At 71.3% G+C, this 19181-nt stretch carries 15 protein-coding genes; 9 read left to right on the top strand and 6 right to left on the bottom strand.

Going from position 1 to position 19181, the window contains the following annotated elements; translation table 11 throughout:
- Positions 1-121: 121 nt before the first annotated feature.
- Positions 122-2473 (top strand): thiamine pyrophosphate-binding protein, encoded by a 2352-nt coding sequence (locus tag NQU54_RS06760; protein WP_257630249.1) that lies wholly within the window; start codon positions 122-124, stop codon positions 2471-2473.
- Between the two features lie 101 nt (positions 2474-2574).
- Here the strand turns inward: NQU54_RS06760 and NQU54_RS06755 are convergent, their stop codons facing one another.
- Positions 2575-2931 carry an EthD domain-containing protein gene (locus NQU54_RS06755; protein WP_079256764.1) on the bottom strand — a complete coding sequence of 119 codons (357 nt, stop codon included), beginning with the start codon at positions 2929-2931 and terminating at the stop codon, positions 2575-2577.
- Positions 2932-3026: 95 nt separating this feature from the next.
- Here NQU54_RS06755 and NQU54_RS06750 point away from each other — a divergent pair, with 95 nt between their 5' ends.
- Together NQU54_RS06750 and NQU54_RS06745 are read left to right on the top strand one after the other, a co-directional pair.
- Entirely contained in the window at positions 3027-3764 is a 738-nt protein-coding gene (locus tag NQU54_RS06750; RefSeq protein WP_257630248.1) for a DNA alkylation repair protein, read from the top strand.
- A gap of 107 nt (positions 3765-3871) precedes the next feature.
- Positions 3872-4279, top strand: a complete 408-nt coding sequence (locus tag NQU54_RS06745) for a DUF3800 domain-containing protein (protein ID WP_257630247.1) — start codon at positions 3872-3874, stop codon at positions 4277-4279.
- Positions 4280-4581: 302 nt separating this feature from the next.
- Here the strand turns inward: NQU54_RS06745 and NQU54_RS06740 are convergent, their stop codons facing one another.
- Entirely contained in the window at positions 4582-5094 is a 513-nt protein-coding gene (locus tag NQU54_RS06740; RefSeq protein ID WP_257630246.1) for a GNAT family N-acetyltransferase, read from the bottom strand.
- 115 nt (positions 5095-5209) lie between these two features.
- Entirely contained in the window at positions 5210-5950 is a 741-nt protein-coding gene (locus tag NQU54_RS06735; protein ID WP_257630245.1) for a DUF4232 domain-containing protein, read from the bottom strand.
- A gap of 197 nt (positions 5951-6147) precedes the next feature.
- Between NQU54_RS06735 and NQU54_RS06730 the strand changes: the two genes are divergently transcribed.
- The 6 genes from NQU54_RS06730 to NQU54_RS06705 all read left to right on the top strand — a co-directional run bounded on the left by NQU54_RS06730 (position 6148) and on the right by NQU54_RS06705 (position 15476).
- Positions 6148-7563, top strand: a complete 1416-nt coding sequence (locus tag NQU54_RS06730; RefSeq protein WP_257630244.1) for a helix-turn-helix domain-containing protein — start codon at positions 6148-6150, stop codon at positions 7561-7563.
- Positions 7564-8109: 546 nt separating this feature from the next.
- Positions 8110-8766 carry a ThuA domain-containing protein gene (locus NQU54_RS06725; protein ID WP_257630243.1) on the top strand — a complete coding sequence of 219 codons (657 nt, stop codon included), beginning with the start codon at positions 8110-8112 and terminating at the stop codon, positions 8764-8766.
- The gene (locus NQU54_RS06720; protein ID WP_257630242.1) at positions 8751-9839 is read left to right on the top strand and encodes a Gfo/Idh/MocA family protein; all 1089 of its coding nucleotides are present in this window, start codon (positions 8751-8753) and stop codon (positions 9837-9839) included. The genes NQU54_RS06725 and NQU54_RS06720 overlap by 16 nt, the downstream gene beginning before the upstream one ends.
- Before the next feature lie 82 nt (positions 9840-9921).
- Positions 9922-12942, top strand: a complete 3021-nt coding sequence (locus NQU54_RS06715; RefSeq protein ID WP_257630241.1) for an alpha-mannosidase — start codon at positions 9922-9924, stop codon at positions 12940-12942.
- A gap of 75 nt (positions 12943-13017) precedes the next feature.
- Positions 13018-14025, top strand: a complete 1008-nt coding sequence (locus NQU54_RS06710) for a hydroxyacid dehydrogenase (protein WP_257630240.1) — start codon at positions 13018-13020, stop codon at positions 14023-14025.
- Positions 14026-14327: 302 nt separating this feature from the next.
- Positions 14328-15476 carry an ROK family transcriptional regulator gene (locus NQU54_RS06705; protein ID WP_167504167.1) on the top strand — a complete coding sequence of 383 codons (1149 nt, stop codon included), beginning with the start codon at positions 14328-14330 and terminating at the stop codon, positions 15474-15476.
- Positions 15477-15507: 31 nt separating this feature from the next.
- Here the strand turns inward: NQU54_RS06705 and NQU54_RS06700 are convergent, their stop codons facing one another.
- From NQU54_RS06700 to NQU54_RS06690, 3 genes are all read right to left on the bottom strand, one after another.
- Entirely contained in the window at positions 15508-16047 is a 540-nt protein-coding gene (locus NQU54_RS06700; RefSeq protein WP_306278422.1) for a hypothetical protein, read from the bottom strand.
- 124 nt (positions 16048-16171) lie between these two features.
- Entirely contained in the window at positions 16172-17938 is a 1767-nt protein-coding gene (locus NQU54_RS06695; RefSeq protein ID WP_257630239.1) for a pectate lyase-like domain-containing protein, read from the bottom strand.
- Positions 17939-17951: 13 nt separating this feature from the next.
- Positions 17952-18992 (bottom strand): chitinase, encoded by a 1041-nt coding sequence (locus NQU54_RS06690; RefSeq protein ID WP_372505808.1) that lies wholly within the window; start codon positions 18990-18992, stop codon positions 17952-17954.
- Positions 18993-19181 lie beyond the last annotated feature (189 nt).

The raw sequence follows: 19181 nt of genomic DNA, 5'->3' as shown, positions 1-19181 counted from the left end.
AGCATAAGCAGAATGCTCAATGGCAGAGGAGCATCTTGTGCAGTTGAAGAGTCACCTGTCTACTGGCGGCGCACAACGACAATTTTCCACGGCATGGTGCCGATAGCGGAGGCGGTCTGTGATGGTCCTGGACCCGGAGCTGAGAGCGGCCGGCGGCAACGGCTCGGGCCTTGCCCGGCAGGATGAGCTCGCCGTGCTGAAGGCGGTCGGGCAGCGGGTGCTGTGGCTGTCCACCGCGATCATCGACCACGCCAACCGGGTGCGGCCGAACCCCTCGGGGCTGAAGGTGGGCGGTCACCAGGCGTCCAGCGCGTCGATGAGCTCGATCATGACGGCGCTGTGGTTCCACGCGCTGACCGCGGATGACCGGGTGTCGGTCAAGCCCCATGCCTCACCCGTACTGCATGCGATCAACTACCTCCTGGGCGAGCTGGACGAGTCCCGTCTGACGACCCTGCGCGCCTTCGGGGGGCTTCAGAGCTACCCCAGCCGGTCCAAGGACCCCGATCCGGTCGACTACTCCACCGGTTCGGTCGGCATAGGCGCCACCGCCCCCCTGTGGGGCGCCCTCGCACGGCGCTATGTGGAGGGCCACCTCGGCGGGGCGGGTACAGGGCGGCAGTACTCCCTGCTGGGCGACGCGGAGCTGGACGAGGGCGCCATCTGGGAAGCCATCCAGGACCCGATGGTGCCGGGCCTGGGCGAGGTGGTGTGGGTGGTCGACCTCAACCGGCAGTCCCTGGACCGGGTCGTGCCCGGTATCGCCGCGGACAGGCTGCACGGCATGTTCGCCGCGGCCGGCTGGCAGGTCATCACCCTGAAGTACGGGCACCAGCTCCAGGAGTTGTTCGAGCGGCCGGGCGGCGAGGCACTGCACGCCCGTATCGACGCCATGGACAACCCCGAATACCAGCGCCTGCTGCGCTGCTCCGCCGAGGAGCTGCGGCTGCGCCTTCCCGGCACCGGCTCCACGGCCGGGCCGATCGCCGACCTCATCGCCTCCCTGGACGATGCCGCGCTGCTGGCGGCGCTGCGCAACCTGGGCGGCCATGACATCGGCGCGCTGATGGACGCGTTCGACGGCGTGGACGACACCCGCCCGACCGTCATCTTCGCGTACACGATCAAGGGCCACGGGCTGCCCACGGAGGGCCATCCGCAGAACCACTCCTCACTGCTGACCGCCGACCAGATGAGGACACTGGCCGACCGTCTGGGAACGGACCTCGACCGCCCGTGGGCGGTCTTCCCCGACGGGTCGCGGGAGGCGGCCCTGTGCGCGGCGGCCGCAGGCCGGCTGCGCCGCCCCGGGCACGTGGCCCAGCGGCCCCCCGCGGTCCCCGCCGACCTCGGGCGATCGGCACCGGCCGGCACCGGCAACACCCAGCAGGCCCTGGGACGGGTCCTGCTGGATCTCATGCGGCGGGCGCCGGAGGCGGCGAGCCGGATCGTCACCGTCAGCCCGGACGTCAGCTCCACCACCAACCTCGGGGGCTGGCTCAACAAGGTCGGTGTGTGGTCGCCGACCGAGCGCCTCAACTGGTTCGCCGATGACGCCGAGACGATCCTGCACTGGCGGGAGCGGCCCACGGGTCAGCATGTGGAGCTGGGCATCGCGGAGACCAATCTGGTCGGGCTGCTCGGCGAGCTGGGCGCCACCTGGAGTCGGTGGGGCCAGCCGCTGCTGCCGATCGGTGTCGTCTACGACCCCTTCGTCAACCGGGCCCTGGAGCCCTGGTCGTTCGGCATCTACGCGGGAGGCCAGTCGATCCTGGTCGGCACGCCGTCCGGTGTCACCCTCGCCCCGGAGGGCGGCGCCCACCAGTCGATCACCACCCCCTCGCTGGGCATCGAGCAGCCCGGCTGCGTCACCTATGAGCCCGCGTTCGCGATCGACACCGAGTGGTGCCTGCTCGCCGCGCTCGGCAACCTCGGCCGCCCGGACGGGAGTTCGGCCTATCTGCGGCTGTCCACCCGGCCCGTCGACCAGTCCGCGGCCGCCGTGCCCGACGACCCGGCCGCGCGCGAACGCCGCCGCCGGCAGGTGACCGCCGGGGCCTACCGGTTGCGCCGGCACGAGAAGCCGGTGGTGACACTCGCCGCGATGGGCGCCCTGGTCCCGGAGGCCCTGGCCGCCGCCGACCGGCTCGCCGCCCTCGGCCACGACGCCGATGTCGTGTGTGTGACCAGCCCGGACCTGCTCTTCCGCGCCCTCCAGGCCCGCCGCGGCCTGTCGGACGACCCGGCCTGGATCCTCGACCAGGTCTTCCCCCTCGACCGGGCCACCCCGCTGGTCACCGTCCTGGACGGGCATCCGCATACGCTGGCCTTCCTGAGCACGATCCGGAACACGCCCGTCACCACCCTCGGGGTGACACGGTTCGGCCAGTCCGGTTCGATCGAGGACGTCTACCGCTATCACGGCATCGACACCGACAGCATCGTCGCCGCGGCGCTGGACCTCGTCGACTGACGCCGGGGCGGGGGGAAGCCCACGCCCGTCTCCTCGGTCTCGATGGCGTCCGGAGGTCACCGACCGGTCGTCTGGCCGGGCCTCTCGCCCTTCAGCGCCCTTCAGCGGGGCGAGTCGTGGCCCGGGGCCGTGCTGATGTGCTCTTCGACGGTCCATGACCGGGTGCGGGAGCGGTCGAGGAAACGCGCCTCGTCCTCGGCGACCCCGGAGTCCTCGGCGAGCACCAGGCCGAGCCAGGCACGGCGGGTGGATTCGTCGGCGAACTTCATATGTGTCATCACATCGAAGTCCGCGGGGAAGCCGCGTTGGCCGGTCTCCGGCAGGTAGTTGCGGGCATAGTAGTCGGGTGGCGGCGCGAGGCTGAGGATGAGGGGGACGTGGTGGTGCTCGTAGTAGTCGATGAACTCATCCCGGCTGAGCCCGTCGCGGGCCTTGAGCAGGGCGATGGTGGTGATCACGGGATTGCCTTCCGGAACTGCGGCGTCAGGCCGTCTGGCGCGGGATCATGGAGGAACAAGCCGAACTCCATCACACTTGCATCAGCGCAGTGGACATGAGTGCGGTCGCCGACGGACTTATGGGGTCCCTCGCGGCGAAATCCGACGCGGACTTCGCGGCCAAAACGCAGCGGTACTTCCCGCAGGGGATTCGCGCACTCGGGGTGAGCAACGCCTCCGTCGTGGGCATCGCGAACGACTACTTCCGTACGAGGCGGGACATTCCGGCGGCGGCGCGGCTGGCCCTGGCGGAAGAGGTGCTCTCGCGCGCCTCCCACCATGAAGAGGTCCTGCTGGGATTCGCGCTGCTGCACAAGGTCGCGAGGGTCGGGCTGGACGGCGAGTTTCTCGACCGCTGTGAGCACTGGCTCGGATCGTATGTGTCGAACTGGGCGCAATGTGATGACCTGTGCCTGAAGTTGCTGTACCCGTTCTTCCGCGGACACCTCGATCTCATCCCGCGGACGCGGCACTGGGTCGAGTCCCCGTCCCCTTGGGCGAGGCGCGCCGCGAATGTGTCCGTCGTGAAGTTCGTTCGCCGCAAGGTGGGGCGGTCGGTGTTCGAACTGCCGCTGCCCCACGTCTTCGACAACTGCACCCGGCTGATGCACGACGAGGATGTGTATGTGCGGAAGGGGTGCGGCTGGCTACTCAAGGTCACCGGTGAGGTTCATCCGGACGAGGTGGCCGCGTTTCTGCGCGAGTGGCGTACCGAAATGAGCCGTGACACATTTCGGTACGCCATGGAGAAGCTGGCCCAGGAGACGCGAACTTCCCTGATGGCGCTGGGGTAGGGGCCCGCCGCCCCGGTGCCGGACCGCTTCCGGGAGCGGGTGTGCCGGTGGGTCGGCCGTGGACCGGCGGTGCGGGACCACGTGGTGCCGACGGGTACATTGCGCGGGTGCCAGCACAGATTTCGGCCATGCCCGGTACCCGGGCCGGAGCCGTCTGGCGCAACACCACGAAGAAGGGCCGCGCCTACTACGACGAGCGCACCGCGGTGTACGCGGCGCTGCTGGCCGATATCGACTCCCGGCTCGGCGCGGACGGCGACCACGGCATCATCGTCATGGACGGCACCGGAACGGATCGCTCGTACCAGCGCGAGCACCGCAAGCTGCGGCTGGCCGCCAGGAACATAGTCGAGGACCCCTGGTTCATCGACTCCCGTACCAGCCAGCCCGTCCAGGCCGCCGACCTGCTCGCCTACACCGCCTACCAGGTGGTCCAGCGCCACCCGGGCAAGGACTACATGTGGGACTGGTGGAGCCGGCAGCTCCCGGACGCCGCCCCACCCCGCCGGATCTGAGCAACGCCCTGATCTGAGCAACACCCCGGTCTTGACGACACCCTGGCCCTGACAACACCCCGGTCCTGACAACACAAAGACCCGGCACATCGGCCGGGTCTTGAGGAAGCTAGACCCGGGGATCCCGCGTACGCAGGCCAGGTCCGCACCATCAGTATGCCACAGCTCGTCAACGGTCGCGCCGGGGCGGATCCGCGGATGCGGGGGTGTGGGAGGAAGGCCAGGTCAGATCAGGCGGAAGAGGTCGGCGGCGTGCACTCGCCCGCAGCCTTCTGGCCGTGTCCTGCGCGTCCTGTCCGCCTCTACGACGAGGCGATGCGTGGCATCGGGCGCGGCCGCTCCGAGCGGGCCATGGCGAACTCCAGCTCGTCCTCCCCTTCCCGTACGGGCTGGATCTGCCCCGTCCGCTGGAAGCCGTGGCGGGCGTAGAGGCGCTCGGCGGATTCGTTGCCGTCGGCCACCCAGAGGCGCACCTCGGGAAGGTGCTGGTCCTTCGCCCACCGCAGCGCTTCGCGCACGAGGAGGTCACCGGCTCCGCGCCCTCTGGCGGCGGGGTGGACCCACATGGACACGAGCTCGGCGACGCCCGGTTCGGCCGGGACGATGCCGATCAGACCGCATGCTTCCCCGGCGTCCTCGGCCACGAACTGATTGCGCTTGGTGAGCCGCCCCCGCCATATGTCCGCCGTGAACGCCTGCTCACGGCCGAGTGTGGAACCGAATGCCTCGGGGGCGTCCGCCAGGGCCGCCAGGCGAACGGCGCGGTAGAGGGCCCAGTCCTCGGTGTCCAGGGGGCGCACGGAGATCGTTGTCATGGGCCGGACCCTGGCTTCCGGCCGATGGCCCGCGCAAGGGATTTTCACCGCGACGCGGGCCGGCGAACGCGCCGGCCCGCGTGGGTGGGTGGGGAACCGCCGGGCGGCGGCGGTGTCACCAGCTGATGGCGTCGTCCATCGACTGCTGCCAGTACGTGACCTTGATGGAGCTGTCCACGTAGACACCCTTGGCGGGCAGCGACGGGTTGGCGCCCGAGGAGAGGCTCTCGCCGTTGCGGCCCTGGTAGTAGACGGTCAGGGACTTCTCGGTGTTGCCGTTGGCACCGCTGCCGTCGGCGGCCGACAGGTTCACGGAGGCGTAGCCGGACTCGCCCGGGGGTAGCGTGACGACGGCCTGCGGATGCGAGTCCTCGATGGCCGGCGGCACCGACTGGGCCTCGCCGAAGCGGACGGCCGGGTAGCCGTAGAGGTAACAGGTCTTGCTGCCGGTGTTGGTGACGGTGAGCAGCATGTGGTTCACGGGGCGGTTCAGGGGAGCCGCGACCATCTTGGTGTTGGAGCCCTGGCAGGTGACGTTCTTGCCGCCACTCTTGCCGGAGTCGCCCGAGTTGTCGGAGCCGTTCTTGCCGTTCCCCGATCCCGCGGGGTCCTTCGCCGCGGGACCGTCCGCGGTCGGCTTCGAACCGGAGGAGCCCGGATTCGCGTCCTTGTCGGAGGACGAGTCGGAGCCGGACGACGCGGAGTCGGAGGACGACGCGCTGGAGGAGGCGTCCGCCGATGAGCCCTCGCTCTGGACGCCCTCTCCGTCGTCGCACGCGGTCAGGGAGAGAACGGCGATCGCGGCGGCAGCGGCGGCGGTCAGAAGGCGGGTGCGGGAGGTGCGGACGCTGGACATGTGGGTGAGCCCCTTCGGTACCGAGGTGGGTGTGGTGTTTGGATGACCGGAGCTTGTGGAGTGATCCGTCCCAGCCGCCACGTATGCCGGGCAGGTTGGGACACTGGAACGCCGAAATGGGCGTTGATCAGGGGAAACACAAGTGGTCTGGAACGCTGGAATGGGACGCTCCGGGCCACAGGGGAAGGTGAAGAACGGTGTCAGGGACGACAGGGGCGACGGGAGCGACGGGGGCTACGGGGGCCGCCGGGGACGTGGCGGCGTTCGCGGAGCTGCTGCGGGGGATCAAGGAACGTTCGGGGCTGAGCTATGGGACGCTCGCCAAGCGGCTGCACATGAGCACATCGACGCTGCACCGCTACTGCAACGGCACCGCGATACCGGCCGACTACGCGCCGGTCGAGCGGCTCGCCCGGGTGTGCCGGGCGACCCCCGAGCAACTGGTCGAGCTGCACCGGCGGTGGGTTCTGGCGGAAGCGACACGGGGGCGTAAGGGGCCGGGGTCGGGGCCGGAAGGGGTGGCGAGCGGTGCCGGGGCCGGGGCCGGGGAGCCCGAGGGGGCTCCTGCGGCGTCCGATGCAGCGGCGCCAGGCGGCGGGGGCGGCGTCGCCCACCCCGCCGCGCCGGGCGGCACACCGGCCGAGGAGCCGGGAGATGAGCCGGTTGCCGGTGGGGGCACCGCCCCGTCCGCTCCCGTGCGGCCCGGTCGGCGCCGTACCGCGCTCATCGCCTCCGCCGCGGCGGCGGCCGTCCTCGGAGCCGTGGTGCTCGCGGTGAATCTGCCGTCCTCCGGGGGCGGTGACGGTGGCCGGAAGGCCGCCGGGGCCGCCGACCCGGCCACCGCCGAGCCGAGTGGCACCGGCACCGACACCAGCACCGGCCGGGCGAAGCACGAGCAGCCGTCCACGTCGGCCTCCTCTTCCCCGTCCCGGGACGCGAAGAGCGGCAAGCCCTCCGCCCCCGAGTCGGAGTCCGCCGCCCGCGGTGGCGGGGGCGCCGCCGAACGCACCGACGGCGTACCGGTCAACGTGGCCACCCGTCCCTACGTCTACGACAGCCCGTGCAGCCAGCACTTCCTCGTCGACAGCGAGCCCGAACAGGTCGGCCCGCCCGCCGCCGAGCAGGACGCGCCCCGCTGGGCCGCCGCGTACGGCGCGGTCTCCTCGGGGGAGCAGCGGGTCGCCCTCACCGTGCAGGGCGCCGGGAAGGACACCGTGGTCCTGGAGGCGCTGCACCTGCGCGTCGTCGCCAAGGGCGCCCCGGTCGCCTGGAACGACTACTCGATGGGCGTCGGCTGCGGCGGTGGCGTCGAGACCAAGTCGTTCGACGTCGACCTCGACAACGGCAGCCCCACCGTCACCGTCAAGAACGGTCAGCGCGACTTCCCGTACAAGGTCAGCGAGTCCGACCCGGAGGTCTTCTACGTCACCGCGCACACCAAGGCGCACGACGTCCGCTGGGACCTCGCCCTGGACTGGTCCAGCGGTGACCGCCGCGGCACCGTGCGCATCGACAACAACGGCACCCCGTTCCGTACCAGCGCCGACGCCGGCCGCCCCGGCTACGACTACCCGCTGGGCAGCAGCGAGTGGATGAGGCGGGAGGAGCAGTAGCCCCGGACGTCGGCCGCCGGAGGGACGCCCTTCACCGCGCGTACGGGCGTGCCCTGCCGGGCCGTGCGAAGTTGTCGTGGAGTTTATACAACGTATTGACAAACCGTCGTGACGGTTCATGGGTTCGCTGGCGCGGACGTTCCGCCTGTGCGTGTCGTCCACCGCGCTCACCGCGATGATGGACGAGTGGGTCCGGTGCCGGTGGGTGTGGAACGAGAGTTCAGCGGCAACACGGTCAAGAACCTGCGCCCCGGGCAGGTCGCGATGCGGAACGACTCGCCGGACATCTTCCACATCACCGGGTGGAGGGACCGGGGGCCGGTGTCTCGGTCCGGGAATCCCGTCGCGGGCGGGCTTCGCCCGGACTTCATCCAACGTATTGACAAACTGTCGCGGCGGTTCGTAGTTTCACAGGGCATCCAGCACGACAGAGCTTCTGACGTCCGCAATTGCCGCTGGACACCGGCCCCTTGAGGCCACCTCATCCGACCCCGACCCGCCGCGCGCGCCGCCCGCGCGTGGCGCCGATGGGAGCGTGCGATCACCTTGACCACCGATACCCGGCGGGCGCTCGTCGTCCGCGGCGGCTGGGACGGGCACCAGCCCGTGACGATCACCGATTCGTTCGTCCCGTTCCTCAAGGAGCGGGGTTTCGCCGTCGAGACCTCCGAGGACCTCGCCGTGTACGAGGACGCGGAGCGCCTGGCCGCCACCGATCTGATCGTGCAGTGCTGGACCATGGGGACCATCACCCGCGAGCAGAGCGCGAACCTCGCGGCCGCCGTGCGTGCGGGCACCGGCCTCGCGGGCTGGCACGGCGGCATCGTGGACTGCTTCCACGACCACGGCTACCACCTGCTGACCGGCGGCAAGTTCGTCATGCACCCGCCGGGCTTCCTCGACCACACCTACCATCTGTCGCCCGGCCACGCCGACCACCCGATCATCGCGGGTCTTGACGACTTCGCCGTGCACAGCGAGCAGTACTGGGTCCTCACCGACCCGCAGAACGAGGTCCTGGCCACCACCACCTTCCCGCCCGGCGAACTCCACGACCGGCCCGCGGTGATGCCCGCCGTGTGGACCAGGACCTGGGGCGCGGGCCGGGTCTTCGTCTCGACCATCGGGCACAAGCCCGACGACTTCGATGTGCCGCAGGTCCGGACGCTGACCGAAAGGGGACTGCTGTGGGCGAGCCGCTGAAGATCGGCATGGTGGGCGCGGGAAAGATCAGCGGCGCCTACCTCTCGACGCTGGAGCGCCTCACCTCCGTACGGCTGACCGCCGTCACCGACCTCGACCGGGGCCGGGCCGAATCGGTCGCGGAGCAGGTGGCGCACGAGGTGGCCGTGGCGCCGGACGTGGCCGCGCTCGTGGCCAGGGACGATGTGGACGCCGTCCTCAACCTCACGATCCCGGTCGCCCACGCGGAGGTCGCCCTCGCGGCGCTGGGCGCGGGCAAGCATGTGTACGGCGAGAAGCCCCTCGCGGCCGGCCGCGAGGAGGCCGACGCCGTGCTCGCGGCGGCGCGCGGGGCGGGACTGCGGGTCGGCTGCGCCCCCGACACCGTCCTCGGCACCGGCACCCAGACCGCGCGCAAGGCGGTGGACGACGGCCTGATCGGCCGGCCGGTCGCGGCCACGGCCTTCATGACGACCGCGGGCCACGAGAAGTGGCATCCGGACCCGGAGTTCTACTACCGGCCGGGCGGCGGCCCCCTCCTCGACATGGGCCCCTACTACCTCTCCGCCCTGGTCCATCTGCTCGGCCCGGTCGTCAAGGTGACCGGCGCCTCCTCCCGGCCGCGTACGGAACGCGCGATCGGCAGCGGCCCGCGCGCCGGGCACACCTTCCCGGTCGAGATCGACACCCATGTCACCGGCGTCCTGGAGCACGCGGGCGGCGCCCTGTCGACCCTCGTCATGAGCTTCGACATCCGCGCCGCGCGGCTGCCGCGCATCGAGGTGCACGGCACCGACGCGTCGCTGTCCGTGCCCGACCCGAACGGCTTCGACGGGGCCGTCGAGATCCACCGCGGCGACGGCTGGGAGACCCTGCCCGTGTCCGCCGGCTTCCGGGACGCCGGGCGCGGTGTCGGCCTCGCCGATCTGTCCGGGGCCCTGTCGGCCGGACGCCCGCACCGCGCGTCGGCCGAACTCGCCGCCCACGTCCTGGACGTCATGCTCACCCTCATGGAGGCGGCGGCCCAGGAGCGCGCGCTTCCGGTGGGCAGTACGTGCGAGCGCCCCGCCCCGGTGGCCGACGCCGCCCGCTGACCGGAAACCCGTCGACCGGAAACCCGCCGCCCGGAAACCCGCCGACCCGCGCCCGCCCCCACTGCGTCAGGAGACCGTCTTCATGCACGACGACCGGAAACTGGTCGAGGCACGCCTGGAACGCGTCCTGAGGGAACGCGTCCGCCCGGCCGTCCACCCCGCCACCACGCCCCTGAGCGTGGAGATCTGGTCCACCGACGGCGAACCCGTCCCGGTGGCCGAGGGGCTCGTGGCGCCCACCCGCCCCATCGCCCCGGGCACCCCCTGGGGCACACCGTGGGGGACGAGCTGGTTCAAGGTCACCGGCACCGTTCCCGCCGAGTGGGCGGGCCGCACCGTCGAGGCCGTCCTCGACCTCGGCTTCACCCCGCGCACTCCGGGCTTCCAGTGCGAGGGGCTCGTCCATCTGCCCGACGGCACCCCGGTCAAGGGCCTCCACCCGCGGAACGCGTATGTGCGCGTCGGCGCTCCGGTGGCGGGCGGGGAGCGGGTCCACTGGCGTATCGAGGCCGCTTCCAACCCCGACCTCGAAGCGGACGGTGTGCCGTTCCAGCCGACGCCGATGGGGGACAGGGCGACGGCCGGTGACGCGCCGCAGTACGTGCTCGGCGAGATGCGGCTCGCCGTCTTCGACGAGACCGTGTGGAACCTCGTCATGGACCTGGAGGTCCTCGGCGAGCTGATGGCGGAACTGCCCGTCGACGGGGCGCGCCGCTGGGAGATCCTGCGCGCGGTCGGCCGGGCGCTCGACGCCATCGACCTCCAGGACGTGAACGGCACGGCACGGGCCGCACGCGGCGAACTGGCCGGGGTACTCGCCACGCCCGCCGCCGCCACCGCCCACCGCGTCAGCGCCGTAGGCCACGCCCATATCGACTCCGCCTGGCTGTGGCCGCTGCGCGAGACGGTCCGCAAAGTGGCCCGTACGGCGTCGAACATGACCGCGCTCCTGGACGAGGAGCCCGACTTCGTGTTCGCCATGTCGCAGGCCCAGCAGTACGCATGGCTCAAGGAGCACCGGCCCGAGGTGTACGCGCGGGTCAAGAAGGCCGTCGCCGACGGGCGGTTCGTACCGGCCGGTGGCATGTGGGTGGAGTCGGACACCAATATGCCCGGCTCCGAGGCGATGGCCCGCCAGTTCGTCCACGGCAAGCGGTTCTTCCTGGAGGAGTTCGGCGTCGAGAGCGACGAGGCATGGCTCCCGGACACCTTCGGCTTCGCCGCCGGGCTGCCCCAGATCATCAGGGCCGCCGGGTCGCGGAGGCTGCTCACCCAGAAGATCTCCTGGAGCAGGACCAATGACTTTCCGCACCACACCTTCTCCTGGGAGGGCATCGACGGCACCCGTGTCTTCACACACTTCCCGCCCGTCGACTCGTACAACTGCGAGATGACGGCACGTCAGATCGCCCACGCGGCACGCAACTTCAAGGAGAAGGGCGTCGCCACCCGCTCCCTGGCGCCCACCGGCTACGGCGACGGCGGTGGTGGCACCACACGCGAGATGGTCGCCAAGGCGGCCCGGATGCGTGATCTGGAGGGCGCCGCGACCGTCGAGTGGGAGACCCCGGCGGACTTCTTCGCCAAGGCCGAAGCCGAGTACCCGGACCCGCCCGTGTGGGTCGGCGAGCTCTATCTCGAACTGCACCGCGCCACCCTCACCAGCCAGGCCCGGACCAAGCGCGGCAACCGGCGCGGCGAGTCGCTGCTGACCGAGGCCGAGCTGTGGGCCGCCACGGCCGCGGCGCGCACCGGCTTCCGCTATCCGTACGAGGAGCTGGACCGGATCTGGAAGACGGTGCTGCTGCACCAGTTCCACGACATCCTGCCCGGTTCGTCCATCGCCTGGGTGCACCGGGAGGCGCGCGCCACCTATGCGCGGCTCGCCGAGGAACTGGAGGCGATCATCACCGGGGCGCAGCGCGCCCTGGCGGGGGAGGGCACACGGGAGCTGGTGTTCAACCCGGCCCCGCACGCCCGCGGCGGTGTGCCCGCCGGTGGCGCCGCGCCCTTCGACGGCCAGGGCGACAAGGCCGTGCCCACCCCGCGCGACGGCGGCGGCTACGTCCTGGACAACGGCCTGCTGCGGATCGAGATCGACGGACGTGGCCTGGTCGTCTCCGCCTACGACCGGATCGCGGGCCGGGAGGCGATCGCACCGGGGCAGGCGGCCAATCTGCTCCAGCTCCACCCCGACTTCCCCAACCAGTGGGACGCGTGGGACGTCGACGCCTTCTACCGCGATGCCGGACGTGACCTCACCGATGTCGCCGGGCTGTCCGTGGCGGGCGGGGCGGTGCGCGTCGAGCGCGTCTTCGGCGCCTCCCGTGTCGTCCAGCTCCTGTCGGTGCCCATCAGCGCCAAGCGGCTCGACATCGACACCGAGGTGGACTGGCATGAGACGGAGAAGTTCCTGAAGCTGGCCTTCCCGCTGGATGTGAAGGCCGACCGGTACGCCTCCGAGACCCAGTTCGGCCATGTGTACCGGCCCACCCACCAGAACACGAGCTGGGAGTGGGCCAAGTTCGAGGCGTGCAACCACCGTTTCGTCCACGTGGACGAGCCCGGCTGGGGTGCGGCCGTGGTCAACGACGCCACGTACGGCCACGATGTGACCCGTACGGTGCGCGGTGACGGCGGCACCACGACGACCGTACGGGCGTCCCTGCTGCGGGCCCCGCGCTACCCCGACCCGGAGACCGACCAGGGCACGCACCGGTTCCGGCATGCGCTGGTGCCGGGCGCCACGGTCGGCGACGCGGTCCGCGAGGGCCACCGCGCCAATCTGCCCGAGCGCCGGGTCACCGGAGGCGCCGCCGAGGTCGCCCCGCTGGTGACGGTCGACAACGACGCCGTCGTGGTGAGCGCGGTGAAGCTCGCCGACGACCGCGGTGGCGACCTGGTCGTACGGGTCTACGAGGCACACGGCGGGCGGGCCCGCGCCACGCTGCGCGCCGACGGCTTCGACACGGCACGAGCCGTCCTCACGGATCTGCTGGAGCGCCCGGACACCGACGCCGAGCCGCCCGCGCGGGCCGACGGCGGTCTCGTGCTCGCCCTGCGCCCGTTCCAGATGGTCACCCTGCGTCTGCCCCGCGTCTGACGCCGGCTCGTACGGGCACGGCCGCGCCGCCGTGCCCGTACGGGCCGATCCGCACGTACCGAAAGAGGCTTTCGCATGACAGCCCGAGCCGCACATCCCGCACGCCCCAGGGCGGTCTGCGTCATGGACCCCGCCGTCGCCCCGCTCGTCCTGCCCCACGATCTGCGCGCCCACCTCTCCGAAGTGGTCGAGTTCCTCCCCGATCCGACGGGGCCGGAGCCGCTCGCCGCGCTCGCCGACGCCGAGATCCTGATCAGCGGCTGGGGCTGCCCCCGGCTGACCGCCGGTGTCCTGGCCCGCGCGCCCCGGCTGCGCGCCGTGATGCACGCCGCCGGAACCGTCAAGTCCCTGGTGAGCGACGCGGTGTGGGAGCGCGGCATCGTCGTGTCCTCGGCCGCCGACGCCAACGCGGGACCCGTGGTCTCCTACACCCTCGCCCTGATCACCCTCGCCGCCCGCCGCACCCTCACCATGGCGGCCCGCTACGACGCCGGGGTCTGGCCGGACTCGGCCACCCGCACCGGCGCCGACGGCCTCACGGTCGGCATCGTCGGCGCCTCGCGCATCGGCCGCCGGGTGATCGACCGGCTGGTGCGCTCCGACGCGGGCTTCCAGGTGCTGGTGAGCGATCCGTACGTCACGGACGAGGAGGCCCGCCGCCTCGGCGCCGAACGGGTCGGACTCGATGAGCTGTGCCGCCGGTCGGCGGTGGTCAGCGTGCACGCCCCGCTGCTGTCGGAGACGACCGGCCTGCTCGACGCCCGGATGCTGGCGCTCATCCCCGACGGGGGAGCGTTGATCAACACCGCGCGCGGGGCCGTCGTCGACACCGAGGCCCTGACGCGGGAGTGCGCCGAGGGCCGCCTGGAGGCGTACCTCGATGTGACCGACCCCGAACCCCTGCCGTCCGGGCACCCCCTGCGCTCTCTGCCCCATGTGCTGGTCACCCCGCATATCGCCGGTGCCCAGGGCACCGAGACCCGCCGGCTCGGCCAGTACGCCGCCGCCGAGGTCGCCCGCTATCTGGCGGGACAGCCGCTGCTGGGCGAGGTCACCCCAGACGTTCTGCCGCGCCTGGCCTGAGGGACACGGCAGGCACGGCGGACCACCACCTTCCCAACCCCGGGACGGCCGACGACGACCGCCTCCGGTGAAAGGGCCGCACCCATGACAACACTTCACGGGCCCTGCGGCTTCGTCCCGCCGGAAGCGGTGCCAAGTAGCCTGAGCGGGCAGGCAGGCGACGCGGTTCGGCCCGGGTGCTCATGGCACCGGGCCGGACCGGCGGCGTACCCTGCCCCATCGATTGCGGGAGAGCCAGTTTGACGACCGACACGGTGCGGACCGCGAAGCGCACGATCCGGCGCGGCACCAATCTGCCGCGGATGGGCGACTTCAACGAGTCCGTGGTTCTCGACGCCATCCGCCGGCACCCCGCGGGGCTGAGCCGGGTGGAGCTGGCGCAGGCCACCGGCCTGTCCGCGCAGACCGTCTCCAACATCACGCGCAGGCTGCTCGACCGGGGAGTGGCCCGGGAGTCGGGCAAGCACAACACGGGCAGCGGAAAGCCCCGGACCCTGCTCGAGATCGTTCCCACGTCGCGTTACGCGGTCGGGGTCCATCTCGACCCGGCCGTCATCACCTGCGTCCTGGTGGACCTGCTCGGCACGGTCGTGGCCCAGCGCAGCCAGCGGACCCCGAGCGGCGGGGACACGGACGGGATCACCGCGGACATGGCGGCCTCGGTGAGCGCGCTCATCGCGGAGGCGGGCATCGACAGCGGCCGCGTCCTGGGCCTGGGGATCGCCGCCCCCGGCCCCATCGACGCGTCCGTCGGCTGGGTCATGGACCCGCCCGAGCTGCCCGGCTGGGGCCGCTACCCGCTGCGCGAACGGCTCAGCGAGGCCACCGGACTCCCGGCCCTGCTCGACAAGGACGTCACCGCGGCCGTCGTCGCCGAGCGCTGGGCCGGGGCCGCCACCGACAGCCGCAACCTGCTCTTCTTCTACCTCGGCACCGGTTCCGGGATGGGCCTGGTCGTGGAGGACACCGTGCTGCGCGGCGTCTCCGGGAACGCGGGCGAGGTCGGCGGGCTCGGCGCCGGGTGCTCCACCCGCACCCTGGTCGACGAGGCCATCGCGCTGGGCGTGCTCGGCGCCGAGTACACCGTCCTCGACCCGGCCGACGCCCAGCGCGGCCTGAAGCGCCTCGCGGAGCTCGCCGCCGGGGGAGAGGCGCAGGCGGACGGCATCATCGAGCGTCTGGCACTGCGGATCGGCCGCGGTGTGTGCGCCGCGGCCACCCTCCTGGACGTCGACACCGTGGTCTTCGGCGGACCCATCTGGCAGCTGCTCGCCGACCGCCTCCTCACCACGATCGAGCCCATGGTCGCCCGGTCCCCCTTCGTCAGGGCGACCCACCCGACCGCGGTCGTCTCCACCACGCTCGGCGAGAACGTGGCCGCGGTCGGGGCGGCGTCCCTGGTCCTCGACCAGGCACTGTCCGCGCAGCCCAGGTCACTGCTGCTGACCTGAACACCGGCGGCTGGGCGGCGAGGGCGCGGGGTCAGACCGTGGAGAGGTCGATGGCGCGGTCGATGTCGTCGGGGCGCAGCACCCGCAGGATGCCTTCGAGCAGGTAGTAGTCGGCGTAGGGGAGCGAGATCTCGACGCCGTCCCCGCTGGGGCGGTTGCGGGTGCAGCGGGCCACGACCGCTTCGGCGCGGGTCGACTTCGTGGTGAGGCAGGTCTGGGACAGCGCGTTCAGCAGCCGCAGGGCCGCCTCGCGGTAGCGGGGCTCGCCGGTGGCCTCGGACAGGTCCAGCAGGCCACAGGCCATGATCGCGCCCGCCGAGGCGTCCTTGATGTCGTTGGGCGCCTGCGGGGCGAGGTAGTCCCACACCGGGACGTTGTCCGGGGTGAGCGCGCCCAGGGCGAAGTCGGCGAGTTTCCGGGCGGTGGTGAGGAATTCGCGGTGGCCGGTGCGGCGGTAGGTCGTGGTGAATCCGTAGATCCCCCATGCCTGCCGCGTGACCAGCAGGAGGCGGGGCTGTAGCCCTGCACGGTGGCCGGACCGAGGGGCGCGCCCGAGGCCGGGTCGAAGCACGAGCGAGCGAGTGGGGCATCCGACAACGAGATGCGGTGCGGGTACATCAGCCGCCTGTGGGGCGCGGGCGAGGTGCTCGCGCCCCACAGGCGGTTTGCCGGAGCGGGCCGGTCAGCCGGGAGGATCAGGGATAGTCGGTCACGTTCGCGACGTTGCTGTTGGCATCCGAGGGGCCTCCCGTGTCATTGATGACGTGGTTGATGGTGCCGGTGCCGCCGAGCGAGACGGTGACCAGGTCGTGGAACCTCACATCCGGGCTCTGCGGAACCTCGAAGGCGTGCTCCGCGGTCACGGACTTGTCGGCGTTGAAGAAGCAGTAGCTGCCCAGGCCCCACGCCTCATGGCTCTTGACCGAGTCGGCCACCTTGTAGGCGGCGTATCCCTTGGTGGAGCCGTTCATCCAGGCGTCCTGGTCCGGCGGGTCGTAGGGCATCTCGTTCTGGTAGAAGTACGTACGGCCGCCCTCGCCGTTCCAGGTCGTCTGGTGCTTCTGGTAGTGCTCGACGAACAGGCCGTACATGGTCACGTCGTCGCCGTTGACGACGAGCCCCTGGTCGGCCGTGTTGCTGTCCCAGCCGACGCCGTCACCGTGGTCGGCGCGCCAGATCCAGGTGTGGTCGCCGATCACATCCGAGCTGTTGACCACCAGGCTCGTGGACGCCTTGCCCACACCCGCGCCGCCGACCCGGAAGAACACATCGTGCAGCGAGGTGGGGTTGTCGCTGTGGTTGGCGGACGAGTCCTCGGGGCCGAGCTCCATCAGCGTCTTGGAGTTCTCGGTGCCCGCGTCGATGAGCAGCCCCGCGAGCTTGACGCCGTCGACGTCGGCCACGTCCATCGCCGTGACCCCGTTGTCGGGAATCAGCGTGGCCAGCCCCAGGCCCAGCACGACGGTGTCGGGCTTGGTCACCTTCAGCGGCGCGTCGAGGTGGTGGACGCCCGGGGTGACGAGCAGATGCTTGCCCGCCTCCAGCGCCGCGTTCATCTCATCGGCGGTGGCACCCGGCTTGACGATGAAGAAGTCGTCCAGCGGGATCGAGGTGCCCTTCGGCGTACCGGAGGACCACGATGTGCCCGTGGAGTCCTTGCGCACCTCCGGCACGAACACCTTGTAGGCGCCCTCGTCGTCGACGTACAGGAACGGCTTCTCACGGGAGACGGGTGTCTTGTCGACCCGGGTGTACGGCGGGTTGGGGAAGTCCCCCGCCGGGGGGTTCTGCGCGCCCACGAACATCATGTTCCAGTTGGAGCCGGTCCAGCTGCCCCATTCGGTGTTGCGGGAGAGCCACTGCTGCTGCGATCCGGACCGCACCTGCCCGTCGACCTTGGTGTCGGCCAGCAGACCGCCGCTGGACCAGCCGCCGTCGTCCAGCTGGAGGTCGCCCTTCAGATGCATCCGGCGGTACGGGGCGGCCTGCGACACGGCCCAGCGGTCCGCGCCGTCATCGGGGTTGACGGCGAGGTTCTCCGCGTCGCGCCAGAAGTTCTGCGTCGCGTTGCCGTCGAACCAGTCGGCCTCGGCGTGCACCGCGCCGTTGATGGTGGTGTCGTCGGGCGACAGGCCCAGGCCCGCCACCTGTGTGTAGAAGCCGACGTTGGCGCTGACGTCGTAGGAGCCGGGCTTGAACAGCAGGGCGTGCCGGTCCTGGCCGAACTGGTTGGTCTCCTGCTTGCCGAAGACCGAGTCCAGCTTGGACTGGATCTCCTGCGCGGACATCGACGGGTCGAAGATCTGCACATTGGGGCCCAGATCCGGTTCCGCGTCCGCGCCGTGTGCCGACGGCACGGTCAGCGCCGCCGCGACGGCACCGGCCAGCACGGCGAACGCGGCGGCGGCGCGGGCGGCGCGGCGGCGTCCCCGATGGCCGCGCTCGGTGGTGTCGTTGCTCATGGTGGTGTCTCCCTCAGCCCTGGTACCGGGCGAATATTCCGGTGAACTGCCAGGGCTCCTGGGCGACTCCGGAGCAGGTGTCGTCGTTCGGGTAGTCGCCCGGGCAGGGGCGGTCGCGGTTGACGGACCAGAAGGAGAGCCGCGACAGGTGGTGCTGGGAGGCGTAGTCCAGGATCGTCTCGAAGTCGTCGGTGGAGACGGTCTCCTTGACGTCCGTGATGCCGTTCATCGAGGACAGGCCGCTGTGCCGGTAGGCGTCCTCGTCGCTGTAGCCGTAGGCGCCCTTGACGGCGTCCTTCAGCCCGTCGGTGGCCTGCTTGGTCAGCTCGCCCATGTTCTGGCCCTCGCCGCCGAAGTCGAACGGCATGATGGTCCAGCTGTCGGCCTCGAAGTCCGATTCGGCGGCCCGGCGGATCATGCCGTCGTCGGGGCCGTTCTGACCGCTGGGGAAGGTGACGTAGGTGAGCAGCCCCGGGTTGTCGCCCTTCACCTGCTTCAGGGCGTCGATCGTCTTCTGCTGGACGGCCGGGTCGTCGTAGGCGTCGCCCTCGATGTCGATGTCGATGGCCTTGAGACCGTAGGCGTCGATGACCTTCTGATAGGCACCGGCGAGGGCCTTGGCGTCGCCACACGACTGCTCCAGCTTGGCGCCACTGGCACCGCCGAAGGACGGTACGACATCGCCGCCCTTGGCCCGTACGGCCTTCACGGTCTGCTCGTCCTGTCCGCCGGTCAGCGGGCGCCCGCCGTCCCACTGCGGGTCGCAGCCGCCCGCGTCGAGGACGAAGGCGAGGGTGAACCAGCTGACGCCGGTGGCGTCCATGACCTCGCCCGGGTCCGGCGGATCGCCCCACCCGTTGTACAGGTACGGCGCCACGGCGGCGGGTGCGGCGGACGCCTCGGCGCCGTCCCGGCCCGATGGTCCGGAGTTGTCGGCCCAGGCGGCCGCGGTCGTGCTCGCGGCCGCGGCCACGACGGCCAGGGCCGGCGCGATGCGCCGCCGACGGCGGCGGTGTGCGCGGTCCTGAACGGAGAAATCTTCGCGGTGGTTCATGTGGGGGGATACCTTCCTGCCACGCGGACGGACCCCGGCAGTGGGCATGTCCGGCGGACAGGCGCCGCCGCGGCCCGCGACATGCGGTTCCGGCCGGAAGGTCACGGCCGGACTCTCGGCCCCATATATTTCGGGAGTTGAACATGTCTCGTCAATAGGTCCGCACCAATGAATGAGGTGCCTTCAAAG

It is taken from the genome of Streptomyces malaysiensis subsp. samsunensis, from assembly GCF_024519315.1.
Classification (GTDB): domain Bacteria; phylum Actinomycetota; class Actinomycetes; order Streptomycetales; family Streptomycetaceae; genus Streptomyces; species Streptomyces malaysiensis.
The sequence above is the reverse complement of the archived record's forward strand: the minus strand, read 5'-3'. Positions and strand labels throughout refer to the sequence as shown.